Source organism: Streptomyces sp. NPDC030143 (assembly GCF_055573695.1).
Genome location: NZ_JBVIAY010000008.1, coordinates 87088 through 112736, shown reverse-complemented (window position 1 = coordinate 112736; position 25649 = coordinate 87088). Strand labels below are relative to the sequence as shown.

At 71.2% G+C, this 25649-nt stretch carries 29 protein-coding genes and 2 pseudogenes; 21 read left to right on the top strand and 10 right to left on the bottom strand.

Translation table 11 applies throughout. The features are described from left to right. Nucleotides 1-22: 22 nt before the first annotated feature. Genes ACZ4YY_RS16465 through ACZ4YY_RS16455 form a run of 3 tightly spaced genes read right to left on the bottom strand, consistent with a single transcriptional unit; the run spans nucleotide 23 to nucleotide 2161 of the window. Nucleotides 23-595, bottom strand: coding sequence for a hypothetical protein (locus tag ACZ4YY_RS16465; protein ID WP_468289763.1), 573 nt, complete (start codon nucleotides 593-595; stop codon nucleotides 23-25). Beyond that, nucleotides 592-930 (bottom strand): hypothetical protein, encoded by a 339-nt coding sequence (locus ACZ4YY_RS16460; RefSeq protein WP_468289760.1) that lies wholly within the window; start codon nucleotides 928-930, stop codon nucleotides 592-594. The genes ACZ4YY_RS16465 and ACZ4YY_RS16460 overlap by 4 nt, the downstream gene beginning before the upstream one ends. A gap of 40 nt (nucleotides 931-970) precedes the next feature. After that, complete coding sequence (locus ACZ4YY_RS16455; RefSeq protein ID WP_468289758.1) at nucleotides 971-2161, bottom strand: conjugal transfer protein; 1191 nt, start codon at nucleotides 2159-2161, stop codon at nucleotides 971-973. A gap of 654 nt (nucleotides 2162-2815) precedes the next feature. On the opposite strand from ACZ4YY_RS16455, the gene ACZ4YY_RS16450 reads away from it, so the two are divergent. The 13 genes from ACZ4YY_RS16450 to ACZ4YY_RS16390 all read left to right on the top strand — a co-directional run bounded on the left by ACZ4YY_RS16450 (nucleotide 2816) and on the right by ACZ4YY_RS16390 (nucleotide 14754). Then, nucleotides 2816-3388 carry a hypothetical protein gene (locus tag ACZ4YY_RS16450; RefSeq protein ID WP_468289755.1) on the top strand — a complete coding sequence of 191 codons (573 nt, stop codon included), beginning with the start codon at nucleotides 2816-2818 and terminating at the stop codon, nucleotides 3386-3388. 296 nt (nucleotides 3389-3684) lie between these two features. After that, on the top strand, nucleotides 3685-4353 hold the full coding sequence (locus ACZ4YY_RS16445; RefSeq protein ID WP_468289752.1) for an ATP/GTP-binding protein: 669 nt from the start codon (nucleotides 3685-3687) through the stop codon (nucleotides 4351-4353). A gap of 31 nt (nucleotides 4354-4384) precedes the next feature. After that, nucleotides 4385-5077, top strand: coding sequence for an SAF domain-containing protein (locus tag ACZ4YY_RS16440; protein ID WP_468289749.1), 693 nt, complete (start codon nucleotides 4385-4387; stop codon nucleotides 5075-5077). Next, nucleotides 5077-5913, top strand: a complete 837-nt coding sequence (locus ACZ4YY_RS16435) for a hypothetical protein (protein WP_468289746.1) — start codon at nucleotides 5077-5079, stop codon at nucleotides 5911-5913. The genes ACZ4YY_RS16440 and ACZ4YY_RS16435 overlap by 1 nt, the downstream gene beginning before the upstream one ends. Beyond that, the gene (locus ACZ4YY_RS16430; RefSeq protein WP_468289743.1) at nucleotides 5903-7426 is read left to right on the top strand and encodes a CpaF family protein; all 1524 of its coding nucleotides are present in this window, start codon (nucleotides 5903-5905) and stop codon (nucleotides 7424-7426) included. The genes ACZ4YY_RS16435 and ACZ4YY_RS16430 overlap by 11 nt, the downstream gene beginning before the upstream one ends. Next, nucleotides 7423-8334, top strand: coding sequence for a type II secretion system F family protein (locus ACZ4YY_RS16425; protein ID WP_468289740.1), 912 nt, complete (start codon nucleotides 7423-7425; stop codon nucleotides 8332-8334). The genes ACZ4YY_RS16430 and ACZ4YY_RS16425 overlap by 4 nt, the downstream gene beginning before the upstream one ends. Then, the gene (locus ACZ4YY_RS16420) at nucleotides 8331-9221 is read left to right on the top strand and encodes a hypothetical protein (protein WP_468289737.1); all 891 of its coding nucleotides are present in this window, start codon (nucleotides 8331-8333) and stop codon (nucleotides 9219-9221) included. The genes ACZ4YY_RS16425 and ACZ4YY_RS16420 overlap by 4 nt, the downstream gene beginning before the upstream one ends. 79 nt (nucleotides 9222-9300) lie before the next feature. Continuing rightward, nucleotides 9301-9525 (top strand): hypothetical protein, encoded by a 225-nt coding sequence (locus ACZ4YY_RS16415; RefSeq protein WP_468289734.1) that lies wholly within the window; start codon nucleotides 9301-9303, stop codon nucleotides 9523-9525. After that, complete coding sequence (locus tag ACZ4YY_RS16410) at nucleotides 9525-9935, top strand: TadE/TadG family type IV pilus assembly protein (RefSeq protein ID WP_468289731.1); 411 nt, start codon at nucleotides 9525-9527, stop codon at nucleotides 9933-9935. The genes ACZ4YY_RS16415 and ACZ4YY_RS16410 overlap by 1 nt, the downstream gene beginning before the upstream one ends. A gap of 18 nt (nucleotides 9936-9953) precedes the next feature. After that, nucleotides 9954-10376 (top strand): TadE/TadG family type IV pilus assembly protein, encoded by a 423-nt coding sequence (locus ACZ4YY_RS16405; RefSeq protein WP_468289728.1) that lies wholly within the window; start codon nucleotides 9954-9956, stop codon nucleotides 10374-10376. Then, nucleotides 10376-10804, top strand: coding sequence for a pilus assembly protein TadG-related protein (locus ACZ4YY_RS16400; protein ID WP_468289725.1), 429 nt, complete (start codon nucleotides 10376-10378; stop codon nucleotides 10802-10804). Before ACZ4YY_RS16405 ends, ACZ4YY_RS16400 begins: the two co-directional genes overlap by 1 nt. A gap of 6 nt (nucleotides 10805-10810) precedes the next feature. Next, nucleotides 10811-13939, top strand: a complete 3129-nt coding sequence (locus ACZ4YY_RS16395) for a BTAD domain-containing putative transcriptional regulator (RefSeq protein WP_468289722.1) — start codon at nucleotides 10811-10813, stop codon at nucleotides 13937-13939. Nucleotides 13940-14037: 98 nt separating this feature from the next. Beyond that, nucleotides 14038-14754, top strand: coding sequence for a prepilin peptidase (locus ACZ4YY_RS16390; RefSeq protein ID WP_468290192.1), 717 nt, complete (start codon nucleotides 14038-14040; stop codon nucleotides 14752-14754). Between the two features lie 128 nt (nucleotides 14755-14882). On the opposite strand, the pseudogene ACZ4YY_RS16385 reads toward ACZ4YY_RS16390, so the two are convergent. Next, a pseudogene (locus ACZ4YY_RS16385) lies at nucleotides 14883-15074 on the bottom strand (D-2-hydroxyacid dehydrogenase family protein); the annotation flags it as partial. A gap of 54 nt (nucleotides 15075-15128) precedes the next feature. Between ACZ4YY_RS16385 and ACZ4YY_RS16380 the strand changes: the two are divergent. The 3 genes and pseudogenes from ACZ4YY_RS16380 to ACZ4YY_RS16370 form a co-directional block, all read left to right on the top strand. After that, nucleotides 15129-15293, top strand: a pseudogene (locus ACZ4YY_RS16380) (NAD(P)-dependent oxidoreductase); the annotation flags it as partial. Nucleotides 15294-15408: 115 nt separating this feature from the next. Next, nucleotides 15409-15585, top strand: coding sequence for a hypothetical protein (locus ACZ4YY_RS16375; RefSeq protein ID WP_468289719.1), 177 nt, complete (start codon nucleotides 15409-15411; stop codon nucleotides 15583-15585). 155 nt (nucleotides 15586-15740) lie between these two features. Next, nucleotides 15741-16634, top strand: coding sequence for a glycosyltransferase family 2 protein (locus tag ACZ4YY_RS16370; protein ID WP_468290190.1), 894 nt, complete (start codon nucleotides 15741-15743; stop codon nucleotides 16632-16634). A gap of 35 nt (nucleotides 16635-16669) precedes the next feature. Here the strand turns inward: ACZ4YY_RS16370 and ACZ4YY_RS16365 are convergent, their stop codons facing one another. Together ACZ4YY_RS16365 and ACZ4YY_RS16360 are read right to left on the bottom strand one after the other, a co-directional pair. After that, the gene (locus ACZ4YY_RS16365) at nucleotides 16670-18352 is read right to left on the bottom strand and encodes a bifunctional 3'-5' exonuclease/DNA polymerase (RefSeq protein ID WP_468289717.1); all 1683 of its coding nucleotides are present in this window, start codon (nucleotides 18350-18352) and stop codon (nucleotides 16670-16672) included. 727 nt (nucleotides 18353-19079) lie between these two features. Next, nucleotides 19080-19505: a Clp protease N-terminal domain-containing protein gene (locus ACZ4YY_RS16360; protein WP_468290188.1), complete on the bottom strand. Its 426-nt coding sequence runs from the start codon at nucleotides 19503-19505 to the stop codon at nucleotides 19080-19082. Nucleotides 19506-19915: 410 nt separating this feature from the next. Between ACZ4YY_RS16360 and ACZ4YY_RS16355 the strand changes: the two genes are divergently transcribed. Then, nucleotides 19916-21058: a DUF2786 domain-containing protein gene (locus ACZ4YY_RS16355; protein WP_468289714.1), complete on the top strand. Its 1143-nt coding sequence runs from the start codon at nucleotides 19916-19918 to the stop codon at nucleotides 21056-21058. Between the two features lie 7 nt (nucleotides 21059-21065). Here ACZ4YY_RS16355 and ACZ4YY_RS16350 read toward each other — a convergent pair whose 3' ends face one another. The 4 genes from ACZ4YY_RS16350 to rpmB form a co-directional block, all read right to left on the bottom strand. Then, nucleotides 21066-21608, bottom strand: a complete 543-nt coding sequence (locus ACZ4YY_RS16350) for a DUF4232 domain-containing protein (RefSeq protein ID WP_468289711.1) — start codon at nucleotides 21606-21608, stop codon at nucleotides 21066-21068. 86 nt (nucleotides 21609-21694) lie between these two features. Further along, nucleotides 21695-22222: a hypothetical protein gene (locus tag ACZ4YY_RS16345; RefSeq protein ID WP_468289709.1), complete on the bottom strand. Its 528-nt coding sequence runs from the start codon at nucleotides 22220-22222 to the stop codon at nucleotides 21695-21697. 696 nt (nucleotides 22223-22918) lie between these two features. After that, the gene (rpsN, locus tag ACZ4YY_RS16340; RefSeq protein ID WP_468289706.1) at nucleotides 22919-23224 is read right to left on the bottom strand and encodes a 30S ribosomal protein S14; all 306 of its coding nucleotides are present in this window, start codon (nucleotides 23222-23224) and stop codon (nucleotides 22919-22921) included. Then, nucleotides 23224-23460 (bottom strand): 50S ribosomal protein L28, encoded by a 237-nt coding sequence (rpmB, locus tag ACZ4YY_RS16335; RefSeq protein WP_390700373.1) that lies wholly within the window; start codon nucleotides 23458-23460, stop codon nucleotides 23224-23226. The genes rpsN and rpmB overlap by 1 nt, the downstream gene beginning before the upstream one ends. 62 nt (nucleotides 23461-23522) lie before the next feature. Between rpmB and rpmG the strand changes: the two genes are divergently transcribed. The 4 genes from rpmG to rpsR are packed head-to-tail and all read left to right on the top strand — an operon-like array spanning nucleotide 23523 to nucleotide 25389. Then, a complete protein-coding gene (gene rpmG / locus ACZ4YY_RS16330; protein WP_351736062.1) occupies nucleotides 23523-23687 on the top strand; it encodes a 50S ribosomal protein L33 in 165 nt (54 codons plus the stop codon). 6 nt (nucleotides 23688-23693) lie between these two features. Further along, the gene (locus ACZ4YY_RS16325) at nucleotides 23694-23942 is read left to right on the top strand and encodes a type B 50S ribosomal protein L31 (protein WP_468289703.1); all 249 of its coding nucleotides are present in this window, start codon (nucleotides 23694-23696) and stop codon (nucleotides 23940-23942) included. Between the two features lie 4 nt (nucleotides 23943-23946). Beyond that, the gene (locus ACZ4YY_RS16320) at nucleotides 23947-25152 is read left to right on the top strand and encodes a CobW family GTP-binding protein (RefSeq protein ID WP_468289700.1); all 1206 of its coding nucleotides are present in this window, start codon (nucleotides 23947-23949) and stop codon (nucleotides 25150-25152) included. Nucleotides 25153-25155: 3 nt separating this feature from the next. After that, the gene (rpsR, locus tag ACZ4YY_RS16315; protein ID WP_468289697.1) at nucleotides 25156-25389 is read left to right on the top strand and encodes a 30S ribosomal protein S18; all 234 of its coding nucleotides are present in this window, start codon (nucleotides 25156-25158) and stop codon (nucleotides 25387-25389) included. Nucleotides 25390-25649 lie beyond the last annotated feature (260 nt).

Below are 25649 nucleotides of genomic sequence, written 5' to 3'. Positions count from 1 at the left end.
GATCACTACTGGTTGGTACCGGTCAGTTCCGCTCTGCTTCGTCGAGCAGTTCCTGGAGGCGGGTGCGGGGTTTGGGTGCAGTCGTCGGCTGCTGCGGGTCCGTCCGCCCGGTGGTGCGGTCCACCACCCGGACCGGCCGCACGGGCCGGGGCTCGGCAGGTGTCTGCTGCGCGGGTGCTTGGACCGCAGGTCGGAGTCCGATCGTCACTCGGGTGGTGACCAGCTTGGACCTGAACGGCCGTTGCGGGCGGCCGGCCAACCGGCCGCCCGGCGGGGAGGTGCCGTAGACGATCAGGCCGAGCAACGCCCGCGCCGGGTCGCGTCCGTCCATTCGGGCGTACCGCATCAGCCACGCCACGCCCCAGGGGACGCCGATGATGATGAGGCCGTTGCCCAGCCCGAAGACCGCCCAGAGACCCCGGGTGGTCACGAGCAGGACGAACGCGCCGATCATCGTCATGATCTGGGTGATCGTGTACGGCCCTCCGGGGAGGCGCCCGCCGCCGGGGAGCTTGCCGATGACAAGAGGGTGCTTGCGGGCCCGGGTGTAGGAGTGCCCGACCAGCGGCTTCTCGCCCGACGGCGCCGTGCTCACAGCAGGTCAGCCCCCTGGACGGGCGGCAGTCCCGGCTGCGTCACATCGACGACGGTGACCACACCCGATGCCTTGTCCGGCACCTCGCTGTCGACCATGCTGCTGAGGTCGTCCATGTGCGAGACGGCGTAGACGACGATGGCACCGAGGATGGCCGCGGTCAGGGTGCCGGCCCAGGAGCGCGTCTTCCAGTACGCCATCACCGTGGCGACGATGGCCAGCACACCCGCGGCGGTGACGGCCAGGGTCTTGACGTCGGAGAGCGTGCCGTCGATCCACGTGAAGATCTGGCCGTCGACGGCCAGTTGGACCATTTCGGAACTCGCGTAGCTCATGTGTTGAATCCCCTCGTTGTGATGAGCTGCTGTGGGTGGGTTAATCCCCGGCGGATGCCGTCGGGGAATCCGTTGCCGTACTCGCTGCGGCGCTCGGTGTCGCCGGGCTGTCGGCGGCCGGCCCGGTCTGGTCGGGCGCGAGCACAGGCGCACTGTCGAACGCGGCGACCTCCCATCGGCCGTCCCGGGTGGCCAGCGTGAGGGCGTAGCTCAGCGTGTAGTCCTCGCCTCCGGCCGTGGCGCTCACGGTGACCAGTACGCGCCGCCGGGTGCCGTCCGACGGGACCGCGGACTGAGTTGCGTCCGAGTCGTCGGCCTGGTCGTCCTGCAGTCCGGTGACGAGCGTGCCGCTGTACGGAGCGGGGACGATCGGTGCGACCCGGAAGCCGGGGGAGACATAGCGGTCCAGTTCTCCCTGACCGGTGAGGTACGCGGCGATGAATCGGCCCACGGTGTCGGCGACCGGGTCGTTCTGGCTCACTCCGCTGTCAGAGCCGTAACCGAGGGCGCCGGGGCTCGCCTGGATCGGCGCGTTGACTTCCGCCGGCAGGGAGGTCGCCGCGTAGAGCGCCGGTGTCTGGCCGGACTTTGCGGCCTTCGCGGTGCCCCCCTGCTCGGGGGTTCCGGCGACCTGGACACCTACTCGGAAGTAGTGCAAACCCTGGTCGCTGGTCTTTCCGTTCTTGTCGATGGCCTCGATGCGGGCCGCCACCGTCACGGCCCAGTAGCCGTTCCCGATCTGCTGAGCCGCCACCGTCACCATGCTGGTCGCCCTGCGTGAGTCGGGACGGTTGGCCAGCGTTACGGCCTCGGCATAGTAAGGCTCGAGCGTGTCCTCCGTGCCTTCGCCGGCGGCGAGGTAGGCCGCGAGGTACAGCTCGGCGAATCCGGACGGACCGGTGGCCGACGGTGGGGCGGACGCTCCCGTGCTCTTCGCGGCCGTGGTGGGCGTGTTCGAGGAAGCGGCGGCGGCGACCGCGAAGACGCCGATTGCGGGCCCGGACAGCAGAAGGACCCAGATGCCGACTGTGGCGAGCTTTGTGAGACCGGCCATTTTGGCGGTCGTCTGGCGCCAGCCTGTAGCGGACTCGTCGAGCGCGTCGACGAGTTCCAGGTCGTTCTCCTGCACCGGTGTGAGCGCCTCGTAACGCGTCGTCCTTCCGGTCGTGCGCTCGGCGGCAGCCTGGCCCTTCTTCGGTGCCTTCTCCTTCTGCTTGCGGCCCCGCATCATCGGCCGTCTCCCCGTCCGATCCACAGCACCGGGCGCCAGGAATCGACGACGTGTCGTTCGTCCTCGTCCAAGGACGCGGTGGTGGGGATGGCGGTCAAGGGATCCTCCGTGGCGTCGGGATGGGTCATGGGTGGGTGAGGAAGCCGGTTCCTCGGAGATGGGCGTGCACCGGCGTGTCCGGTGTGATGTTCAACCGGCATAAAGTTTGGGCAAGTTGTGTCACCAGTCAGTCACTTTGCTGTCGCAAGGCTGTCCGGAGCTGTGACGGACCTGTCTGGCGCTCAGGTGACGACTGTTTCAGACCCCCCTTGTCCCCCTCCCGCCGGTCGAGCGGTCCAGGGGAAACGCGTCCGATGCACGTTTCGAGGCAAGATCTTGTCCGATTAACTCCGCTGTGTCACGCGCTAATTGATTGAGCGTGAGGCCCGGCACCTGTGTAACGGTGTGACGAGCGATGTCCCAACGGCGTCGCCCACGAGTGCCTGTTGTCCCGGTTTGCCATCAACCCGGTGGATGTGACGGGTGCTTGTGACAAGGGGGCTACATGGTTGTGACACGATCCCCCGCCCGGGTCGCGTGGGGCTGAGGCAAAATGGCGTCGGGTCACTTTTCAGACGTGCACGAGACGTTACGTCGAATGACCAAGGGGGTCTGATGACGCACGGGGGCAACGCTGCCCGCTGGATCCGGACGGGTGCGGCGGCGGCCGTGCTGGTGTTTGTGGCGGGCTGTGGATCGTCGGGTGACGAGAAGCCCGAGAAGCCCAAGGCGAGCACGACACAGAGCAAGGAGCAGAAGGAGCGGGCGGCGGCTGAGCGTGCGGCCCTCGCGGCGTACCGCGGCATGTGGGACGCCCAGGTCAAGGCGTATTCCTCCGGGAGCATGGAGAACGCCAAGCTGGGCAACTACACGACCGGCGAGGCAGCCAAGAAGATCATCAACACGTTCACCTACTACCAGCAGAGCGGGCTCACCTTCACCGGCAAGCCCACGCTGGCGCCGAAGGTGACGGCGGTCAGCATGAAGAGCGGATCCGCGACCGCCACGATCAGCGACTGCGTCGACACGACGGATTACGTCTTGGTCAAGCGCTCGACGGGCAAGCCGGTCACGGTGGACAACGAGGACGCCCGACGCCCATGGACCGCCACGGCGAGCACGGCCGAGGCGGGCGGCACAGAGTGGCGGATCGTCGACTACACCGTGGACAAGGACCGGACGTGCTGAGCCGGGAGCGGCTGAAGCGTGCGGCCCTCGTTCTCCTGGTGAGCGGCGGCCTCCTCCTGGCGGGAACCACGACGGCGACGGCTGACGTCACATGCCCCGTATACGCTCCGAAGTGCGACGTCACGGCGGAGGACCCGGGAAACAACGGGAGTGGAAGCGGGGGAAACCAGGGAAACGGTGGCAACGGCGGGAGCGGGGACTCCGATGACAACGGTGGAGGCTCCAGCACATGCCGTAGCGCGACCGGTGCCGAGATCCCCTGCTACGTCCCGGGACTCGGATACTGGGACGGCAAGATGTGCTACTGGATTTTGGTGAACCCTCAGCCACCAGCCGACGACCCCGTCTGGGACGGCCACGATCCGAGCGAAGGCGCCATCTACCACCCCACTTCCTGCCCGGACTTCCCGTACGTGGGCGCCGGCACGTTCGTGCCCCGGGACCAGTTCTTCGCCGACAGCGAAGGAATCGGACGGGCACCGACCATCAGCCCGGAGGAAGTGGCGCAGCGGGCCGTCGAGCAGATGACGCTGAACGGGCCGCAGATCGGCATGGCGCCCGGTCCGGGCAAGACGGGCCTGATCGGCATGCCCGTATGGATGTGGAACCAGCAGGGTGAGACGACGACGGGGCCCCAGACCGTGACGGCCACCGCAGGGTCCGTCAGTGTCACCGCCACGGCCAAGGTCGACAAGGTCGTGTGGAACATGGGCGACGGGACGTCCGTCACCTGCACCAAGCCGGGCACGCCGTATGCCGAGAGCTACGGCAAGCGGGAGTCGCCCGACTGCGGCCATGTCTACAGCCGGACGTCCAAGGGCGAGAACGGCAACAAGTACAAGATCACCGCGACGGCCACCTGGACCATCCACTGGGAGGGTGGTGGCGAGACCGGAGAGCTGACGCAGACGCGCGAGAGCGACACCGCGCTCGCCATCGGCGAGCTCCAGGTCGTGGGCGAGTGACGAGCGGCGACAGATCTGCTGGAGGCAGGAATTGACCAGGACGAAGACCGCCACCCCGCCGGTTCAGGGCGGGCTCGGCGGCTCCTCCGCCCCCACCCCCGTGGCGCCCCCGCGGGCCCTGAAGCAGCGGCGGCGCCGACCGGCGCTCATCGCGCTCTCCCTTGCCCTGACCGCGGTCGGAGGGCTCTCCGGCGCCGTGTTGTTCACCGCCACCAGCGAGCGCACGGCGGTTCTGGCCCTCAGCCAGGACGTACAGGCCGGTGATGTCATCGAGGACGGCGATCTGACCGAGGCGTCCATCTCACTGGATCCGGCACTCGAAGTGGTCAAAGCCACCTCCCGGTCCAGCGTCGTCGGCAAGCGTGCCGCGGTCGACCTGATCTCCGGGTCTCTGCTGTCGAGTGACCAGGTGACCGACAAGTCGCTGCTGAAGGCGGGCGACACCCTGGTCGGCATCTCCGTCAAGCCGTCCCAGCGGCCCAACGAGGGACTGACACCGGGGCGCAAGGTGCTCATCGTGAGCACGCCGGGACAGGACGAGGACGTTCCGTCCTCTCCTCCGCAGACCATCTCGGCCAAGGTCGTGTCGGTCGGCAAGGCAGCCGACAGCACCGGTGTCGTCACGGTCGACGTGGCGGTGCCCGCCACGGACGGGCCGGCCCTGGCGGCACGCGCGGCCACCGGCCGCATCGCCATCGTCGTGGAAAACGGGAGCGGGTCCTGATGTCGGTGATCGCGCTCGTCGGTGGCACCGGCGCCCCGGGGGTGACCAGCACGGGTCTCGCCCTGCTGCTGGCGTGGCCCCTGGAGCCTGAACGGCGGCTGATCTTCGCCGAATGCGACCCGGACGGAGGGGCGGTGCTGGCCGGCGCGCTCCAGGGGCGGATGGACGCGCGCTACGGTCTACGCAACCTGGCGGTGGCCTCGCGCAGGGATCAGCTCGTGGAAGCGTTCTGGCGGCAGCTCGTCGACCTGTCCGAGACAGAGGACCAGACCCGTCTGCTCCTTCCCGGCATCACCGACCCGGCCCAGGCGGCGGGCCTTGACCCTGCCTGGGCGAGCCTTTCCGAACTCTTCGCCCGCATCGAGGACCACGGCCACGACGTGGTCGTGGACCTCGGTCGGCGTGGGGCGTTCGGCCCGTCCTCCGTCCTGGCCAAACGGGCGGACCTGGTGGTGCTGGTGGTCCGCAACACGCTGCGAGGCATCCAGAGTGCGCAGGTGCGGGCCGAGGCGCTGCGCAAGGAGTTGGCGGGACCGGGAGGCACAGGGGCCGACGCGCTTGCGGCGGTACTGGTCGAAAGCGGTCCCTACTCGGCATCCGAGATCGAGAAGACGCTCCACGTGCCGGTGCTCGGCAGCATGCCCTGGCAGCCGAAGCAGGCGGAGGTGCTCTCCGACGGGGCTGACGGTGGCAAGCACTTCGAGCGTTCACAGCTGATGCGCGCCGCTCGTTCGCTGTGCGGTCCGCTTCAGCAGCGCGTGCTGCTCCGCCGCGACCGGCTGGCACCGAGGTCGTCAGGACCCCAGGGAAGCGAGGAGCTGACGCGTGCGCGCTAACCCCTTGCACCCCGACCCCGGGGTACGGCCCGCGCCGGGATCGGAGCGGACCGTGGTCCTCGGCCGGTTCGGAGCGCCCCCCGCCGACCCCCGCGAGGGGCCCTACGGCGCCTCGACTCCGCGTGCCCTGGGCGGAGACAACCTGCCCAAGGTCACCGTGGACTACCGCGTCGCCAGCGAGATCAAGCGAACGGTGGCGGACCGGCTCGCCCAGGAGATCAACTCTGCCGGGGGAATGAACCCGGAGTCACAGGCACAGCGCGGCCGTGCCCTGATCAATGAGGCAGTCGCCGTCTGGTCCGATGCCATTGCCATCGAGCGGGGCGCGAGCACGACGAAGGCCGAGGACACTGCGCTCGCCGCAGCTGTCTACGACATGCTGTTCCGAGCAGGCCGGCTCCAGCCGTACCTGGACGACGACCGGGTCGAGAACATCCTGATCAACGGCTACGACGACGTGTGGCTCGACTACGGTGACAGCCACCGGGTGCGCGCGACGCCGGTTGCCGACTCGGATGCCGAGCTCCAGGAACTCTTGCGCGACCTGGCCCGGCGCAACGGCCAGAGCGAGCGCACCTTGTCCACTGCCGACCCGTTCCTTGCGCTGCGCCTCGCGGACGGTTCTCGGCTCCAGGCCGTCACGGGAGTGACCCCCAAGACCTATGTGACCATTCGCCGACACCGGGTCAAGGACGTGGACCTGCCGGGCATGGTCGAACTCGGGGCCATCGACGACACCTTGGCGGCCTTCCTGTCCGCAGCCGTGCGCGCCGAGAAAAACATCATGATCACCGGCGAACAAGCGGTGGGGAAGACGTCGTTGCTTCGGGCCCTGCTCAAGGAGATCGACCCGGACGAGCGGTTCGCAACCATCGAGACGGAGTTCGAACTCTTCGCGCACACCAACGGTTACCACCGCCAGGTCGTCCCGATGGAGGCCCGGGAGTCCAACGGCGAACGGGGTATGGACGGCCGCGGCGCCGGTGAGATCACATTGCTCGATCTGATTCACCGGGCCCTGCGAATGTCCCTGTCCCGTGTCGTCGTGGGCGAGGTACGCGGTCAGGAGATCGTCGCGATGATGCAGGCGATGACCAACGGCAAGGGTGGCAACCTCTGCACCATCCACGCTCGCCGGCCCGACATCGTCTTCGACCGAGTCGCGGAACTGTATTTGCTGGCTCAGGACAACATGACGGAGCAACTGGCCTACCGGCAGGCCGCCAACGGTCTCGACTTCATCGTCTTCGTCTCAATGCGCGACGAGACCCGTATCGGAGGCAAGCGGCACCGCTTCGTCTCCCACGTGCTGGAAGTCACGGGTATGGGAGAGAACGGGCGTCCGGCCACCAACCGGATCTTCGCTCCAGGGCCCGGCGAGCCGCGCGCGGTGCCCCACATGCACCCGTCCTGTCTGGACGATCTGGTCCGTGTGGGCTTCCCGGCCCACCTTCTCGACAACCCTCACGGGTCCTGGCGCCACCCTCTGGATCTGCGGGTGATGGCCGGATGAACACGTTGCTTCTGTGGGTGCTCGCAGGGCTTGCCACGGCGGGCGGGCTCGTCGGTGTTGTCGCCGGTTTCGTGGGCACGACCGCGCCGCCGACGCCTCTGCGCTGGAGGCGAGGCCAGGGCGCCGGCGTGGAACTGGAGGAGTCTCTGCGCCGCCGGACGCGCTGGACCGCCGCCGGTGTCGTCGGTCTCGGAGTGTGGCTGTTCACCGGTGTGTTCGTGGGCGGATTGCTGGCCGGGCTCGCCATTGTCGGCGTGCCGTGGCTGCTGTCCCCGACGAAGAGGGCTTCCGGGCGCATCGACAAGTTGGAAGGGCTGGGCGAATGGACCCAGCGGCTTGCGGACGTGCTGCGGCTCGGCATGGGGCTGGAGCAGGCCATGATCGCCAGCCGTCGAGGTGCACCGAGTGAACTCGAACACGAGATCGCCGACCTCGCCGACCGTCTGCAGGTCGGTTGGCGTCCGACCGAGGCACTGGAGGCCTTTGCCGACTCGCTCGACGACGTCACCGCCGACAAGGTCCTCGCAGCCCTGATCCTCTGTTCCTCGGACAGAGGCCCAGGACTCGCCCAGGCGCTCGAGGACCTCTCGGAGGCGGTCCGGGAGGAGGTCGCCAAGCGTCGCCAGATCGAGGCGGATCGGGCCAAGCCGCGGACGACCGTGCGGTGGATGACCATCATCACCCTGTGTGTGGTCGCTGCCGGGTTCCTCACTCCCGGGTACACGGCACCGTACGGAACCTTCGTCGGCCAGCTCGTGCTGGCGCTGTTGGCGGCCGGGTTCGTCGGTGTCCTCGCCTGGATGCGCTCTCTCGCCGATCACAAGCCGGTGCCCCGCTTCCTCATCGCCGACTCTCGAAGCCGGGTCAAGCTGCCGCAGTATGCCGAGTCGGCCCAGGAGGTTTCGTGATTCCGCCCGGTGCGATCTTCGCCGGCCTTGCCGTCGGTGGTGGACTCGCGCTTCTCGTAAGGGAGTTGGTCCGTCCCCAGCCGGATCTTGCCGCCTCGCTGCGCCGACTCAACATCGGTGCGGCGGACGAGGAGACGCGCAGGGCCCCCGCGACTCGGGACGATCTGTGGGGCCGGTGGCTGCTGGAGCATCTGCAGGGGATGCCCGGAGTCAGTATTCCGCGCAAGGACCTGGCGCTCATCGGGCAGTCTGCCGAACGTTTCCTCCTGACCAAGACGGCGTTGGCGGCCATGGGCCTGCTGCTGCCGCCTCTGCTGGTCGGCGTCTGGTCGCTGATCGGGCTCAGTGTGCCCTTCTACATCCCCGGTGTCGTGGGCATCGGGCTCGGGGCGCTGTTGTGGTTCATCCCGGACCTGTCCGTACGCGATCAGGCGGGCCGAGCACGTGAGGAGTTCTCCCACGCCGTTGCTGCCTATCTGGACCTCGTCGCCCTCAAGCGGGCGGCCGATGCCGGTCCGACCGAGGCGTTGGAGGGTGCGGCGGCGATCGGCAAGGGGTGGGCTTTCACCCGGTTGCAGGAAGCGATGCTGCGAGCCCGCGTGGACAAGATCCCGCCATGGGAAGCACTCGTGCGGCTTACTCGTGAGCTGGATCTGCCCGTCCTCGAGGATGTTGCCGAGATCATGCGCATGTCTGCGCATGACGGCGCCGCGGTCTACACGACCCTGAGGGCGCGGGCCAAGTCCCTGCGCACGGAGCTGCTGTCCAAGCAGGCGGCCGAGGCGAACGAGAACAGCGAGAAGATGACGGCCCCGGGCGCGCTGCTCGCGGTTTTGGTAATGCTGTTGGTCGCTTTTCCCGCTGTGATCAATATTCTGACGACCTGAGACACGACCGGTACACAACGAGACGACAATAGACAGGAGTTGGCACGGGAGTGCCCATCCAACGAGGGGGATGTCCAAAATGAACATGCTCAACAAGTTCACCCACCGGGCCACCGCGTCCCTGGGCGTCGTGCTGGCGGTACTGAGCGAGCGTATCGAGCGCGGCATTCAGGACCCGGAGCGGGGCGACATCAGCATCACCACCGTCATCATCTGGGTGGCGGCGGTCGCCGGAGCTCTGCTGATCGCGGGAACGATCGCCGCGGTCGTCGCCAGGTACAACGGTCAGTTGGCAGGTATCTAGTGAGCGCGGCGGACGGCAAGGTCCGCCGACGCCTGGACGACCGGGGCGACTCGTCGATCCAGATGGCGATTCTCTTCCCGTTCGTCATCCTGTTGACGGTCGCCGTGGTGCAGGCGTCCATGTGGTACTACGCGCGCAACGTTGCTCTCACCGCTGCACGGGAGGGCGTGGCCGCCGGCCGGGTCTACGACTCGGGAGCCGGCGCGGGGGCGGCGCGGGCCCGCGCCGTACTGGACCGGATCGCCGGCAACAACCTCACCGGGGCAACGGTGTCGACGGCCGGCAGCTCTGCCGAGCGTATTCGGATCCAGGTCACCGGCAGGGCTCCGTCCATGTTGCCCGGAGTGCCGGGTCTGACCATCACACAGAGTGCGTCTGGGCCGATGGAGCGCTGGACGACCGGCGAATGATCGCGATCGGGGGATGAGTTGAACTGGGATGACCGGGGCAGTGAGTCGATCCAGGCGGCGATCGTCACGCCGCTGATGATCATGTTTCTCTGTCTGGCCCTCGCCGCCGGTCGCGTCGTCACGTCCGGCAGCAAGGTGGACGCCGCGGCCGAGGACGCGGCCCGCGAGGCGTCCATCGCACGTACGGCCGGGACTGCCCAGGCCAACGCGTACGCCGCCGCGGCGGAGTCCCTGACCGACCAGGGGCTGAAGTGCTCCGGCACCAGCGTCTCCGTGGATGCATCCGGCCTCAACGCCCCACTCGGCTCCGTCGGCACCGTGACCGTCACTGTGCGCTGCACGGTGCCCCTCTCGGATCTGCTCCTTCCTGGCAGCCCCGGAAGCAAGACCCTCACATCGACGTTCACTTCGACGGTGGACGCCTACCGGGAGCGGAACTGATGCGTGCCCACTTTGACGACCGGGGCGGTATCGCGGTCTTCTGCGCCATCCTCACCGTGTCGCTGCTCGCCATCGTCGGCATGGTCGTGGACGGCGGCGGGAAGCTCCGCGCCACCGAACGTGCCGACGCCATCGCGATGGAGGCGGCTCGGGCCGGCGGACAGGCCATCGACCCCGGCAAGGCGATCACCGGTGAAGCCGTCGTCGCGGATCCGGCTTCCGCGCGAGCGGCTGCCCTTTCCTATCTCGGTGGCGCGGGTGTCGGAGGCACGGTGGATGTGTCGGCCGACGGCGGCACCATCACCGTCCGGGTGAACACCGCCTATCGCACACGCTTCCTGGGAGTCGTCGGCATCGGCTCCATGGATGTCACCGGCCACGGCCAGGCGACACTGATCCACGGTGTCGTGGCCCCGGAAGGAACGTGATCCCCGTTGCGTACAGCCCGTCATCTTCTGCGGGGCCTGCTGAGCCTGGCCGGCCTTCTTCTGCTGCTGTTCGGCCTTCCGGCATTGCTGTGGACGGCGACCAGGCTGATCCTGGACAGCGGACTGGAGGACCTCGCCCACCTGTTCTCCCGCCAGGACACGGGAGGAGCTTTCCTTTTGCTGCTTGCCCTGGCCGGGTGGGTCGGCTGGGCAGGCTTCGCCGTTTCCGTGCTGTTGGAGGTCCCCGCACAAGTGCGGGGGCGCACTGCGAGGCGGGTGAGCGGTCTCGGTATGAGCCAGCGAGCCGCGGCCTCGCTGATCGGCGGCATCCTCGTGTTGCTGCCCACGGCGGGTTCCGCCATGGCGCTGCCCTCCGCTTCGCCGACCTCGGTGGCCCAGCCGCTCAGCGTCGAGGCAGGCAAGGGCCGAGTGACCCCGGCGGACGCGCGGTCGGTCGACAAGACCTCCGAGGCGAACACATACACCGTGCGTGACGTGCGGCCGGCGGAAAGTTTGTGGAGCATTGCCGAATCTGTGCTCGGAGACGGCGCCCGCTGGCAGGAGATCGCCGAGCTGAACGAAGGCCGCGTGATGACGGACGGCTCCGTCTTCCGCGCTCATGGGATCATTCAGCCGGGCTGGAAGCTCCACATCCCTGGTGGGACGACCTCGGCGAGCGCCGTGACGGCCGGTAGGAACACGACGACTGTGCGCCCCGGCGACAGTCTGTCCAAGATCGCGGAACGTGAGCTCGGTGATCCCGCCCGTTACATGGAGATCTTCGACCTCAACCAGGGCGTGCAACGGCCGGGTGGCGGCACCTTCGACGACCCGAACCTGATCACCCCTGGACAGGAGTTGCGACTTCCCACCGCCGATCCTGGCTCCGAGGACGGGGGAGCGCAACCTGCGCCTGACCAGGGGCGCCCCTCCAAGCCGGGTGGTTCGGGGACGGACCGGGAGTCGAAGCCGGAGGGGTCGGCGAAGCCGGGGGAGACGGCCAGGCCCGAGGGCGACCAGGAGAAGGGTCAGGCGCCGGTGGACCCCAGCGGTGAGGCTACGCCCTCGTCGCCCGCGACGCCGGACGGCAGCGCCTCCCAGGGAAGCAGCGGCGGCAAGCAGCCGGACGCGACCGACCAGACACCGCACGTCTCCGACGAGGAAGACGACGGGGACTCCGAAGTCCGTACCGTCGCGGGATACGGGGCTCTTCTCGCCGCGGGGGTGCTCGGCTCGCTCGCACTGCGGCGGATCCAGCAGCAGCGCCGTCGGCGCCCTCGTCGGCGTATCGCGTTGCCCGAGGGCGAGGCCGCGTCTCTGGAACGGAGCATGAGGCTTGTCGCGGCGGACGCTCCGGAGGGCCTCGACCTCCTGGACCGCGCGTTGCGCACCCTTGCCGCCGAACTGGGGGCGGACGAAGCGGAACTGCCGCCGGTTGCCGCGGCCGTCATCACCACCGAGGGAGTCGCTCTTCATCTGTCCGCCCCGGCACGGGCCGTACGCCCGTTCCTCCCAGTGAGGGAAGGCGACGACATCTGGTGGTGCCCGAAGGGCTCGGACGCTCTGCTGCCGGAAGAGGAGACGGCCGACGTCGCGCTGCCCTACCCGGCGCTGGTCAGCCTCGGCACGAGTCCGGACGGATGCCCCGTGCTGGTCGACCTCGAACGTATCGGGATGCTGCGGCTCCAAGGTGATGAGACCGATGTGCGGGACGTCCTGCTGGCACTGGCCGTCGAATTGGCCTCTGATTCGCTGCACGCGGCCCACTCCGTGCGCCTGATCGGGTTCGGCGAGGAGTTGCGTGTCGCGTTCCCGGGCCGGGTAACCCACCACGCGACTCTTCCGTCGGCGGTCGCCGGGCTGAAGGCCCACGACGAGGCGCAGCGTCAAGCCCTTGCGGAGAGTGGTTCGGCGAGCCTGCGTGAAGCGAGGCTGCGGGGAACCGGCGCCGACGCATGGTCCCCCGAGATCGTGCTCTGCGCCCTGCCACTCACCGACTCCGCCGAAGGCGCTGTGGAGTTGCTGGACCTGGTGGCATCACAGCCGCGCACCTCCTTGGCAGCGGTCGCGAGCGTCGACGACACTCTCGCACCCGGTGAGATGTGGAAGGTGCCGACTGACCGAGGTCTTCTCGTTCCGGTTCCCGAGGGCGGGGACCTGTCGCTCGAGCTTCAGCGCCTGGATGAGGATCAGTACGGACGCCTGCTGGAACTCATGGAGATCGCCGACCGTCCCAGTGACGAGCCGACACCGGTCTGGGCGCGGCCGAAGGATCCGCGTCTGGCCCTCGCCGTCGCTCCCGCACCGCAGCCTTCTCCGGCCGAGCAGCCCGGGGACGAAGCATCAACCGCGGTTGCCGAGGTGATCGACACTTCGCCGGAGGCGCCCGCCGCGCCGTACGTGCGAGTCCTCGGTCCGGTGGATCTGATCGAGGCCGAAGGGCCCGTGGAACCCAATCGTCGTGGCCGGCTCACCGAACTGGCGGCCTGGCTGGTTCTGCACCCCGGCAGGGACCACCATGCGCTCGATGAGGCGATCTGGCCCGACCGCAAGGTCGGTCACTCGCTGCGCAATTCCAACATCAGCAAACTGCGTGCTTGGGTGGGGGGTCAGTCCCATCTGCCGTTCATCACGGACGGTCGCTACGCATTTGCCCCGTCCGTGGGCTGTGACTGGGAGGACTTCCAAGAGTTCTACCGCCAGGGCATGCACGCCACGGGCCCGACTGCCGACAGAGCACTGGCCGAGGCACTGGCACTCATCAGAGGTACGCCGTTCGCCGGGACCAACCCGCGGAACTACATCTGGGCGGACGCGCTGTTCCACGACATGGTCGCAGCGGTCGTCGACGTAGCGCACGAACTGGCCAAGCGGTGCTTGGTGGCAGGCGATCACCACGGTGCCGCCGCCGCGTCCACCCGAGGGCTCGTGTGTTCTCCGGAAAGTGAACTGCTGTATCGAGATCTCTTCCGTGCTCATGCGGCGATGGGTGATCGCGCCGCAATGATCCAGGCAGCGGACCGCCTGAACCGTCTGAACGACGAGTTGGGGGTCGATGCCGAGGACGAGACCATCGAACTGTTGCGCGAACTGCTTGCCCTGGTTCCAGAAGCGGACAACAGCTCCGCTGCCTGAGCAGGTGGGTCGGCCTTCGGTGAGTACGTTCGTCAAGCCGCGGGGACACACAGCCACGTGGACGCGCAGATCGAGGTCCCTCGTTGGAGACATTGCTGATGGTCATCACTGCCGCCCTCTGGGGTTGCGGTACGGGTGTACTGGTACCTCGGGCGGCCTATCGGTTCGCCGTGCCGCTCGGGGAGCCCTGGAGGGAGACGTGTCCGGCCACCCACCCTTTGACAGGGCCGGGCCACGGGTGGATCGGGCGGGCACGCTGCAAAGACGGCACGGCGTACGGGCCGAGTACACCCGTGGTAGCCGGCGTCACCACCCTGGTCTGCGCGGCTCTCGCGGCCACTGTCGGCGTCCGGCCGGAGTTGGGTGTCTGGCTGCTGCTCACTCCTGTGGGTGTGCTGCTCGCCCTCGTCGATCTCGCGGTGCACCGATTGCCTGACGTCCTGACATTGCCGTTCGCCGGGTCCGCGCTCGTTCTGCTCGGCGTATCTGAGGCACTGCCCGCGACGGGCGGTGACTGGACTAACGCTCTCATCGGATCGCCCGTGCTCGGCGCCGCCTTCTTCGTTCTCTTCCTGGTGGGCGGTGGCATCGGTTTCGGCGATGTGAAACTCGCCTTCGGCCTGGGAGCAGTGTTGGGGTGGTACGGCTGGGGCGTGCTCTTCGTCGGCACCTTCGCCGGCTTTGTCTGTGCCGCGGTGTACGGTGCCGGGCTCCTGCTTGCGCGCAGAGCCGAGCGCCGGGCGACGATCCCGTTCGGGCCGTTCCTCATCGCAGGAGCGTACGTGGGGGTGGTCCTGGGGGCCTGCGCCTCATGAGCCTCCGCCGTCGATTCTCCCGGAGATCGGCGCGGCCGGGGGCGGGGAGACGTGGTAGCGCACGACGGCGTGGGCAGGTGCGGGGTGGGCGACGGCGGCGCCCTCGACGCGGAGCCCGAGCCCGCGCCTCACCCCAGCACCCGCACCGCCGTCCCCTCCGGATACGCCCCGATGTTCTCCACAGCCTGGCCGTAGTACCGCTCGTAGTTGGCGCGGGAGACGTAGCCGAGGTGGGGGGCGCCAGCAGGCGGGGTCGTGCGGGTCGGGTGGTGCGCGGGCATGGGTTCCTCGTCGAACACGTCGATGCCGGCGCCGGCGAAGTCGCTGCCGGCGAGCAGTTCCTCCTTGGTGGACGTCCGGCGGATGCCGACCTCGGCCTGCTCGGCCCCGCCGAACTCGCCCTGCTCAAGCCGACCGCCTACCTGGTCAACACCTCCCGCGCCGCGATCGTCGACCAGGACGCCCTGCCCACCGCCCTTCGTGAGGGCCGCATCGTCTCCGTCCACCTCGCCCTGAGCGACCGCACGCGCCCGCCCGCTCCTCCGTGAGGTTCTGGCTCCGGGCGGTGACCTCCGTGCCGTCGCCTTCTACCGCGCGCACGCCGACCTGGCCGCCGAAGCCCCCGCGCTCGTCCGTGACCTCGCCGACCCGGCCATGCTCTGGATCGCCTGGCCCCGCAAGGCCGCCGGTCACATCAGCGACGTCACCGAGAACGTCCTGCGCGAGGTTCTCCTCCCGCTCGGCGTGGTGGACGTGAAGGTCGCGGCGCTGGGCGACGACTGGTCGGGTCTGAAGTTCGTGCGCCGCCGGGAGAACCGCGGTGCGCGGTGAGCGGTGCACCCTGAGCGGGGAGAAAAATCTGCGCAAACTCGACGCGGGGTGACGGGGTGCGCGGCAACCCTCGGCACTGAGGCAACATCTAGGTGAACGACGGGCACCGCGCGGACGGGCTGCGGTCGCCGTCGAGGGCCGGATGGGGTGAAGGACTGGTGGAGCCGAGGATCGCCGTTGCCGTGGTGACGATGGGAAATCGGCCCGCCGAGGTCGACGCCCTGCTGGAGTCGGTGGCCAAGCAGGACGTGCCGCCCGCCCGCATCGTGATCGTCGGCAACGGCTGCCGGCTGCCGGAGTTCGCCCGCAGGCTCTCGCTGTCCGGTGAGGTCACCGTCCTCGAGACGGACGACAACCTCGGCTGTCCCGGCGGCCGCAACGTCGCCCTCGCCCGGCTGCGCGAGTACGGCGACGTCGACGTGGTCGTCGAGCTGGACGACGACGGGCTGCTCGTCGACGCCGACGTCCTGCGCCGGGTGCGCGACCTGTACGCGGCCGACCCGCGCCTGGGGATCGTCGGCTTCCGCATCGCCGACGAGCACGGCGAGACACAGCGGCGGCACGTACCGCGGGTCGGCGCGTCCGACCCGATGCAGGGCGGTTACGTCACCGGCTTCCTCGGCGGCGGCCACGCCCTGCGGATGGAGATGCTCGACGAGACGGGCGACTGGCCCGCCGAGTTCTTCTTCGCGCACGAGGAGACCGACCTGGCCTGGCGGGCCATGGACGCCGGCTGGAAGATCCTCTACGCGCCCGAACTGCTGTTGCAGCACCCCAAGACATCGCCCGCCCGGCACGCCATCTACTACCGGGTCACCGCCCGCAACCGGGTCTGGCTGGTGCGGCGCAACCTGCCCCTGCCGCTCATCCCGGTGCACCTGGGCGTGTGGATCCTCGTCACCCTGCTGCGGACACGCTCCGTCGGGGGTCTGAAAGCCTGGTTCGGCGGCTTCGCGGAGGGCGTGCGCAAGCCGGCCGGCGCCCGGCGCCCCATGCGCTGGCGCACGGTCTGGCACCTGACCCGCCTGGGCCGGCCCCCGGTCATCTGACCGGGCCGCTCGGCGCCACCGGCGCCACCGGCCGGTCACTTCGCGTCCGCGTAGCACTCCACCACCGCCATGGTGAACGGAAACCGCACCGGCGTCGGACCGAAGGTCAGCCTCCCCGCCAGGTCGGACGCCTCGCGGATCGCCGCGACGACCGCTTCCACCTCCTCCTCGGGGCAGTGCACGATCACCTCGTCGTGCTGGAAGAAGACGAGTTCGGCCGCCATGCCCGCGCAGGAGCGGCGCAGTGCGGCGAGCAGCAGCAGGGCCCAGTCGGCGGCGCTGCCCTGGACGACGAAGTTGCGGGTGAAGCGGCCGCGCGCGCGGGCGTCGGTGGAGGCGTACCCGCGCGGCAGCTGGTCCGCCGCCTCCTCGTCCCCGGTGGGGATGCCCGCCTCCTCCGCCGTGTCCTCCGTCGCCCCGGCGGCGGGTGGGCAGGTCCGCCCCAGCCAGGTCCGCACGAGCCGCCCCTCCTCGCCTGCCCGCGCCGCCTCGTCGACGTACGCCACGGCCCGCGGGAAGCGGCGGCGCAGCGCGGCGAGGTTCTTCAGACCGTCCCCGGAGGTCTGCCCGTAGACCGCGCCGAGCACCGCGAGCTTGGCCTGGTCGCGGTCGCCGGAGAAGGCGCGGTCGGACACCGACTGGTACAGGTCGGTCTCCCGGCCGGCCACCTCCATCAGCCCGGGGTCGCGGGAGATGGCGGCGAGCACGCGGGGCTCCATCTGGTCGGCGTCGGCGACGACCAGCCGCCAGCCCGGCTCGGCGACCGCGGCCCGCCGGATGACCTTGGGGATCTGCAACGCGCCCCCGCCGTTGGTCACCCAGCGCCCGGAGACCGTCCCGCCCGCGAGGAACTCCGGCCGGAAGCGGCCCTCGCGCACCCAGTCCTGGAGCCAGGACCAGCCGTGGGCGACCCAGATGCGGTAGAGCCTCTTGTACTCGAGCAGTGGCTTCACGGCCGGATGGTCCAGCGACTCGATCTCCCAGCGCCGCGTGGACCGGATCCTGAGTCCGGCCCCCGCGAAGGCCTTGATGACATCCGCGGGCAGGTCCGGCCGCACCCGTCGCCCGAAGGCCGCGGACACCTGGTCGGCCAGCTCGGCCAGCCGGCGGGGCTCGCCGCCGCCCGGGTACCGCTCGCCGAGCAGGTCGTGCAGCACCGCGCGGTGCACGTCGGCGCTCCATGGCAGGCCGGCCCGGTTCATCTCGGCGGCCACCAGCATCCCGGCCGACTCGGCCGCCGTCAGCAGCCGCATCCGCTCGGGGTGCTCCGCCCGGTCGTGGCGCCGCTGCTGCTCGGCGTAGACGGCGAGGAGGTCCGCCAACGGCAGGCCGGCGTCCTCCGGTTCGAACAGCGAGGACTGGGCGCCGGGCTCGGCGGAGCGCTGCGGCGGGTCCGGTGGTACGGGGCCGCCGCGCAGCCGGGCCAGGGCGGCGGCGGCCGACCGGGGCTGGCCGTACCTGCCCTCGTGGCCCAGGAGGAGGGTCTCGGCGTCCTCGACGTCGTAGCACCGCTCGACTCGCACCCCCGCGGCGAGCAGACGCGGATACACCTCGGCTGTCGAACGCCACACCCACCGGCCGACCCCCGGTCGCGCCCGCACCGCCGCCACCAGGTCGGGCTCGCGCAGCACCGGCCCGGCGGGCAGCCCGTCCGGACCGAGGGCGGCGAGCTCCACGCCACCACCCTCGGCCGGAGCGAGCGCCCACCGTTCGGCCATGCTGCGAGTGTGGCAGGCGGGTCTGACATCGGCCCCCGTGCCGGCGCCCGGCCGCACCTCCGGTGCCCTGGGCCCGGCGGTGGTCCCGGGACCGGCGGCGCTGCTGGGACCGGTGGTGGTCCTGGGACCGGCGGCGCTGCTGGGACCGGCGGCGCTGCTGGGACCGGCGGTGCTGCGTGGGACCTCCGGTGTCCTGGCCGGAGCCTTGGACCTCCGGCGCTCCCGGCGCTGCCGGCCACGCCCGCGCGCTCGGTTGCGGCCTTCTCGATGTCGCCGGCCCCCGGCACCTCCGTCCCCGGCCTTCCCCCCGTGCTTCCGGCGCCCCGGCCCTCGGCACCTCAGGGGGCCGGGGCGCCTCCCGGGCCTCCGGCGCGTCCGTGCTTCCGGCGCCTCCGGCCCCCCCGGCACTCCGTGGCCCCCCCGGCACTCCGTGGCCCCCCGGGCACTCCGTGGCCCCCCGGGCACTCCGTGGCCCCCCGGGCACTCCGTGGCCCCCCGGGCACTCCGTGGCCCCCCGGGCACTCCGTGGCCCCCGGGCACTCCGTGGCCCCCGGGCACTCCGTGGCCCCCGGGCACTCCGTGGCCCCCGGGCACTCCGTGGCCCCCGGCACTCCCTGGCCCCCCGGTACTCCGTGGCCCCCGGCACCCCCGGGCCTCCCGGCACCCCCGCTCCCGCACGGTGCACCGGCGGCGGCCCTCCCGCCCGTTGCCCTACCCCCGGTTGCTCCTACTCCTCCTCCTGCGTCTCCTCCCGCGCCTTCAGCACCTCCGCCAGGGCCTTCTCGACGTACCGCTCGACGCCCGCCTTCTCGACGCCGAGCCCGCTGAGCACGCCCTCGCCGTTCTCGAACTCCAGCAGCGCGAGCAGGATGTGCTCGGTGCCGATGTAGTTGTGGCCGAGGCGCAGGGCCTCGCGGAAGGTGAGTTCCAGGACCTTCTTGGCGTCCGAGCCGTACGGGACGAGTTCGGGCACGTCCTCGACGGCGGGCGGCAGCGCGGCCGTGGCGGCCTCGCGCACCGCGTCCGCGGAGAGGCCCTGTTCGGCGAGGGCCTTCGCCGCGAGGCCCTCCGGCTCGGCGAGCAGACCGAGGACCAGGTGGACGGGCAGCCCCTCGGGGCTGTGGGCCGTCTTCGACTCGCCGTGGGCGGCCATGACGACGTTCCGCGCGCGCGGGGTGTACCGGCTGAAGCCCTGGCTCGGGTCGAGATCGGCCGACTCCTTGGGCACGAACCGCTTCTGCGCGGCCTGCCGGGTCACGCCCATGCTCCGGCCGATGTCCGTCCAGGAGGCGCCCGAGCGCCGGGCCTGGTCGACGAAGTGGCCGATGAGGTGGTCGGCCACGTCACCGAGGTGCTCCGCCGCGATGACCGCGTCCTGGAGCTGGTCGAGGGGCTCGGGGTGGACCTTCTTGATGGCGTCGATGAGGTCGTCGAGGCGGATGGAGGCCGTGGGTTCCTGTCGCGAGGTCATGTGTCAACCGTAGGTTGACACTCGTTCATCGTCAACCCGGAGTTGACAGTGGGGGAGGATGTGGTCGCACGCGCGCGTGACACCATCGCGAGATGAGCAGTACGCCCCCCGCGACCGTCGACCGCGCCTTCCGGGCCGCCCTCTACGACACCGGCGACAGCGCCCTCGACACGGGCGCGTCCCTCCTCGCCGCCGACCCCGGGGCGGACGTCGAACTCGCCCGGCGGGGCGAGGAGTTCGTGGCGACCCTCTGGCGGCACGGCTGGCAGCCCGCGGACGTCGTGCGGATGGTGCGCCGCGAGCTGGACGACGTCCACGTGTCGCTCGCCGCCGCCCTGATCCGCGCGCAGGCGCCGCACGACCGGCCGCGTGGCCGGCGCTGGGCGGCCCAGCTGGAGGATCTCGGCGCCGCCGACGGGCCCGCGACCGCCGCACTCCGCGCCGACCGCTTCTCCCACGCCACCGCGGTCCTGGAGCTGTACCGCCTGCTCCTGCGCCTGCCCGCCCTGGAGCCCCTCCAGGAACCAGCAGCCCCCCGGCGGTCGTCGTCCGGCTCCCACAGTCGCATGCTCACCCGCATCCGAGCCCTGCTGGCGAAGGCGGAGGCGACGGGGTTCCCGGAGGAGGCGGAGGCGCTCACCACGAAGGCGCAGGAGCTGATGGCCCGCCACAGCGTCGACGAGGCGCTGCTCGACGCCGGGGCGCCGCAGCCGGACGCGCCCGGCGCCTGCCGGATCGGGGTCGAGCCGCCGTACGAGCAGGCCAAGGCGGTGCTTCTGGACGCGGTCGCCGACGCCAACCACTGCCGGGCGGTGTGGAACGAACCCTTCTGCTTCTCCACGGTCGTCGGCTTCGAGGCCGACCTGGACGCGGTGGAGCTGCTCTACACCTCGCTCCTCGTCCAGGCCCAGACGGCGATGGCGAGGGCGGAGGCGGCGCAGCGAGCCGGCGGCCGCAAACGGACCAAGACCTTCCGGCAGTCGTTCCTGGCCGCGTACGCCCACCGCATCGGCGCCCGCCTCGCGGCCGCCGCCGAGACGCAGGTGAGCGACGACCTGCTGCCGGTGCTCGCCTCCCGCGAGGTCGCCGTCACGGCGGCGACGGACCGGATGTTCCCGCAGACGGTCACCACCCGGCTGCGCGGCGTCAGCGACGAGGCGGGCTGGACCGAGGGCGCCGAGGCCGCGGACCGCGCCCGCGTGGACTCCCGGCCCCGGCTGCCCCGGACGACATGAGGGCTGGTCAGTCGCCGGCCTGCTGGAAGGCGCTCACCGAGGCGTCCGGCGCGCCCTCGCCCTTCAACGCCACGTCGCCGTAGGACCAGGGGAAGCTCTCCTTCGCCTCGGCCCCCGGCAGGCCGTACCGCACCGTCTTCACGGCGAGGCTCTTGTCGCCGCCGTCCTGCCCGCGCACGTAGGTGATCGTGAAAGAGGCGGTGCCCTGCTCGGCGAGGGTCAGCTTCTGCGCCTCGGCGGCGGCGTCCTTGGGCACGGCGGCGCTGGTGTCGCCGGCCTGGAACTCCACGGTCGGGAAGCCCTCCAGGGTGCACTGGGCGCCCTGGTTGGTGACCGTGACGGTGACGTTGCCGCTGTCCCCGGCGGCCGGGGCGGCGTTGACCGGGCCGACCTCCACGCCGAGGTCGCACGACGACGCGGCGCCCGCGCTCTGCGTGCTGCCGGAGGAGGCACCGGAGGAACTGTCGGAGGAGTCGTCCTCCCCGCCGCCGCAGGCGGTCAGCAGCAGGGCGGCGGCGAGGGCGGTGACGGTGAGGGGAACGGCGCGCATGTGTGGGTCCCTTGGACGACGTGACGGTGCTCGAAGGATCATCACGCACGAGCGCGCCCCGTGGTCGCGCGCCCCCGACTGGTCGTTCACGACCCCAGGCCGGCCGTGGGCAGCCCCGACGGGAACTGCCCGCCCTCCGCCTTGGTGAACGTCTCCTGGCCGGCCCCGCCCTCCCAGGTCACCTTGAGGGTTCGGGCGTCGACGGAGTCGACCATGCCGGTCGTGCGGTCGTTCTTGCCGCTCGTGCAGGTGAGGCGGATCATCTGCATGCCCGCCTCCTGGCCGGCGGTGCCGCTGCACACGCTTCCGCCGGTCGCGAAGAGGGCGGCCTCCTTGCCGTTGACGACCAGTGCGACGGCCTTGCCGTCGGTCGTGGCCAGCCAACTGCCCTCCAGTTCCCCGGAGGCGGACACGGAGCCGGACGCGCCGCCCGTGGCCGGGCCGCCGGGGTCCGCGGTCGTCGCGGACGCACTCGGCGCGGCCGAGGCGCCGTCGTCCGAGCCACCGTCGTCACTGCACGCGCCCAGCGCGAGCACGCCCGCGACCACGCCGGCCATGACGGCGCCCCGGCGGGCCACCCCGCCCCGGGGACGCGAGAAGATCCTCGAAGTCACTGCGAACTCCCTAGCGCTAGCCGACGGAACAAGCCCGCAGCAAGCTACCAGCCGCCCCTGCACGACCTCCGCCTGCGCGAGCGGGCCACGGAGTCGGCTGGCGCGAGCGGGTCCACGGCGTCCGCCCCGTGAGCGGAGCCACTACTTCCGCCTGCGCGAGCGGGCTCGCGACCGCCGCCGACGAGACCGAGCCCACGGCGTCCGCCGGCAAAGGTCGCCTCGCGGCCGCCGCCGGGGCCGCATCACCATCGGCGAGGGCTCCTCCGGCACCCCTGGGGAGCGCCCCGCCCCACCGGCGAGCGCGCCCCACGGCCTCCCGCCCCCGCGACCCCCACCGCCGAGAGCGGCCCCACCCTGTCGACCGGTGAGAGCGGCCCCACCAGTCCACCGCCGAAGGCAGCCCCATCAGGTCCACCGGCGCGAGCCAACCCTGACGCCCGCCCGGTGGAGCCGCCCCGCGAGCCCTTCGTGCCCGCCCGGCGCGAGCCGCCCCTGACGCCCGCCCGGCGCGAGCCGCCCCTGACGCCCGCCCGGCGCGAGCCGCCCCTGACGCCCGGCCGGTGGAGCCGCCCTGACGCCCGCCCGGCGAGAGCCGCCCCCCTGCCCGCTTGCCCGCCGGGCGCGAGCCCTTCACGCCCGCCCGGCAGCCCGCCCTCGTGCCCGCCCGGCGCGAGCCGCCCCCATCCGCAACCGCCCCTACCAGGACGCCTTACGCACCCCCGGCAGATACCCCGCATGCGCCTGTTCGCGCAGGCTCACCCGGGAGAGGCCGAACGCGCGGAAGTAGCCGCGCGGACGTCCGTCCACCTGGTCCCGGTTGCGGACCCGGGTCGCGCTCGCGTCGCGGGGCTGCCTGCGCAGCTCCCGCTGGGCGGCGAGCCGTTCCTCCGGTGTCGACGACGGACGGCGGACGATCTCCTTCAGCTCGGCCCGTCGCGCCGCGTACCGGGCGACGATCTCCTGCCGCTGCTCGTTCTTCGCGATCTTGCTCTTCTTCGCCATCAGACCCGCACCCCCCGCGCCCGGATCCGGGCCACGGCCGCCTCGACGCCGATCGCGTCGACGGTCTTGATCCCCTTCGCGCTCAGCCGCAGCCGGACGTGGCGGCCCTCGCTGGGCAGCCAGTAGCGCTTGGACTGGATGTTGGGGTCGAACCGGCGGGACGTGCGCCGGTGGGAGTGGGAGATGCGGTTGCCGAAGCCCGGCCGGGCCCCGGTCAGCATGCAGTGCGCGGACACAGGTGACGTACCTCTCCTCGATGGCTACTGTTAATGGAATTCATTTTCAGTAAGATAGCAGCATGGCACGCAACGAACTGCGCCCGGTCATCAAGCTCCGCTCCACGGCGGGCACCGGCTACACCTACGTCACCCGCAAAAACCGCCGGAACGACCCGGACCGCATGACCCTGCGCAAGTACGACCCCGTCCTCGGCCGGCACGTCGACTTCCGAGAGGAGCGCTGAGCAGCCATGCGCAAGGGAATCCACCCGGCCTACGGCCCCGTCGTCTTCCGCGACCGCGCCGCCGGCTACGCCTTCCTCACCCGCTCGACCATGACGAGCGAGAAGACGATCGAGTGGGAGGACGGCCACACCTACCCGGTCGTCGACGTCGAGATCTCGAACGTCAGCCACCCCTTCTACACCGGCACCGCCCGCGTCCTGGACACCGCCGGCCGCGTCGAGCGCTTCGAGCGCCGGTACGGGAAGCAGGGCTGACCCCGTGCCCGACCTCCCCGTGGTCATCGTCGGCGGTCTGCACGCCGACGCCCGCAGGGCGACCGTCGCCCGCCTGCTCGCCGACGTGCCCGGCAGCGTCGTCCTCCACCACGACCTGGCGACGGCCGAGACGGGCACGGTCGTCCGCACGGTCCGCGACGCCCACGGCGTCCGGGACACCGGCGAGACGCCCCTCGTCAACGACTGCGCCTGCTGCGCCCTGCGCGAGGACCTCGTGCCCGAACTGCGCCGCCTCGCCGACGACGGCACCACCCGGCTCGCGGTCGTCGAGCTGTGGGACTCCGTCGAGCCCAAGGCGATGGCGGAGGTCGTCGTCGCCGGCGGCCTCACCGTCACCGGCGTCGTCACCGCCGTCGACCCGGCGCTGCTGCTGCCGTACCTCGGCAACGGCGACGACCTCGCCGAGGGCGGCCTCGCCGCGGCCGCCACCGACCAGCGCACGGTCGCCGACACCTTCGCGCGGCAACTGGAGTACGCCCCGGTCCTGGCCGTCGTCGACTCGCCGGAGGCCGACGACGAGGACCGCGAGCTGCTGGCCCAGCTCCATCCGACGGCCCGCCGGGTCCCCGTCCCGGGCGGCCACCCGTGGGACCCGGCGGGCGCCTCCACACCCGCACCGGCATCCGCACGTGCGGCAGCACCGTACGCCGGATCCCCGCTGGCGGCCGCCGTCCTCGCCGGTTTCGACGTGGAGGCGGCCGCCGCGGCCCAGCACCCGGCCTGCGCCCTGCTGCCCGCCGAAGCCGACGCCCACGGCGTCGCCACCTTCGTCTGGCACCGCCGCCGCCCCTTCCACCCGGAGCGGCTGTACGCGGCGCTGGAAGACCTGACCTGTGCCGCGGCCCGCAGCCGGGGCCGGTTCTGGCTCGCCGACAAGGCGGACACCCTGCTCCACTGGGACGCGGCCGGCGGAGCCCTGTGCGTGGAGTCGGCGGGCCCCTGGCTCGCCTCCCTGCCGGACGCCGCCTGGGAGATGGTCCCGCCGGTGCGCCGCGCCGCCGCCGCGCTGGACTGGCACCCCGAGCACGGCGACCGCTGCCAGCATCTGGTGTTCACCTCGCCCGGGCTCGACCGGGACGGCCTCGAACGGCTGCTGGAGTCCTGCCTGCTCACCGACGCCGAGTACGCCGCCGGCCGCGACGCCTGGAAGCGGCTGCCGCCCGCCTTCGACACCCTCCTGGAGGTCTGACCCATGCCCCGCAAGACCGAGCGCAAGCCGGCCAAGTCCCGCCCCAACCCGCTCGACCAGGCGAGGATCGGCTACATCGACTACAAGGACACCGACCTGCTGCGCAGGTTCATCTCCGACCGCGGCAAGATCCGCAGCCGGCGCGTCACCCGGGTGTCCGCCCAGCAGCAGCGCCTCCTGGCCCGCGCGATCAAGAACGCCCGCGAGATGGCCCTGCTGCCGTACAGCAGTCGCTGACCCTCCCGCCGCGGCCGCCGGCCGTCGTTCGCGGGAGGGGAACCGGTTCGTCCGTCCCCTCCAGGCGGCCGGCCGCCGCAGTCGCCTCCCCGCCGACCGCCCTACCGCACCCTTCCGCTCGCGGCCGAGCCCGCCCTCGCCCCCGTGGACGACCCCGTCGTCGTGCACGGGGGCGAGGGCGTTCGCGCTCCCGGAGCCGGGTGGGCGTCGCGGGGGACCCGGTGCGGGCGCGCCCGGCCTGTTCGCGGCGGGGGCGGTGG

Excerpts from the sequence above, each read along its gene's own strand:
- ACZ4YY_RS16460 (WP_468289760.1), bottom strand. The coding sequence starts at position 930 with ATGAGCTACGCGAGTTCCGAAATGGTCCAACTGGCCGTCGACGGCCAG.
- ACZ4YY_RS16455 (WP_468289758.1), bottom strand. The coding sequence starts at position 2,161 with ATGATGCGGGGCCGCAAGCAGAAGGAGAAGGCACCGAAGAAGGGCCAG.
- ACZ4YY_RS16450 (WP_468289755.1), top strand. The coding sequence starts at position 2,816 with ATGACGCACGGGGGCAACGCTGCCCGCTGGATCCGGACGGGTGCGGCG.
- ACZ4YY_RS16445 (WP_468289752.1), top strand. The coding sequence starts at position 3,685 with ATGTGCTACTGGATTTTGGTGAACCCTCAGCCACCAGCCGACGACCCC.
- ACZ4YY_RS16435 (WP_468289746.1), top strand. The coding sequence starts at position 5,077 with ATGTCGGTGATCGCGCTCGTCGGTGGCACCGGCGCCCCGGGGGTGACC.
- ACZ4YY_RS16425 (WP_468289740.1), top strand. The coding sequence starts at position 7,423 with ATGAACACGTTGCTTCTGTGGGTGCTCGCAGGGCTTGCCACGGCGGGC.
- ACZ4YY_RS16415 (WP_468289734.1), top strand. The coding sequence starts at position 9,301 with ATGAACATGCTCAACAAGTTCACCCACCGGGCCACCGCGTCCCTGGGC.
- ACZ4YY_RS16400 (WP_468289725.1), top strand. The coding sequence starts at position 10,376 with ATGCGTGCCCACTTTGACGACCGGGGCGGTATCGCGGTCTTCTGCGCC.
- ACZ4YY_RS16390 (WP_468290192.1), top strand. The coding sequence starts at position 14,038 with ATGGTCATCACTGCCGCCCTCTGGGGTTGCGGTACGGGTGTACTGGTA.
- ACZ4YY_RS16375 (WP_468289719.1), top strand. The coding sequence starts at position 15,409 with ATGCTCTGGATCGCCTGGCCCCGCAAGGCCGCCGGTCACATCAGCGAC.
- ACZ4YY_RS16365 (WP_468289717.1), bottom strand. The coding sequence starts at position 18,352 with ATGGCCGAACGGTGGGCGCTCGCTCCGGCCGAGGGTGGTGGCGTGGAG.
- ACZ4YY_RS16360 (WP_468290188.1), bottom strand. The coding sequence starts at position 19,505 with ATGGCCGCCCACGGCGAGTCGAAGACGGCCCACAGCCCCGAGGGGCTG.
- ACZ4YY_RS16355 (WP_468289714.1), top strand. The coding sequence starts at position 19,916 with ATGAGCAGTACGCCCCCCGCGACCGTCGACCGCGCCTTCCGGGCCGCC.
- ACZ4YY_RS16350 (WP_468289711.1), bottom strand. The coding sequence starts at position 21,608 with ATGCGCGCCGTTCCCCTCACCGTCACCGCCCTCGCCGCCGCCCTGCTG.
- rpsN (WP_468289706.1), bottom strand. The coding sequence starts at position 23,224 with ATGGCGAAGAAGAGCAAGATCGCGAAGAACGAGCAGCGGCAGGAGATC.
- rpmG (WP_351736062.1), top strand. The coding sequence starts at position 23,523 with ATGGCACGCAACGAACTGCGCCCGGTCATCAAGCTCCGCTCCACGGCG.
- ACZ4YY_RS16325 (WP_468289703.1), top strand. The coding sequence starts at position 23,694 with ATGCGCAAGGGAATCCACCCGGCCTACGGCCCCGTCGTCTTCCGCGAC.
- rpsR (WP_468289697.1), top strand. The coding sequence starts at position 25,156 with ATGCCCCGCAAGACCGAGCGCAAGCCGGCCAAGTCCCGCCCCAACCCG.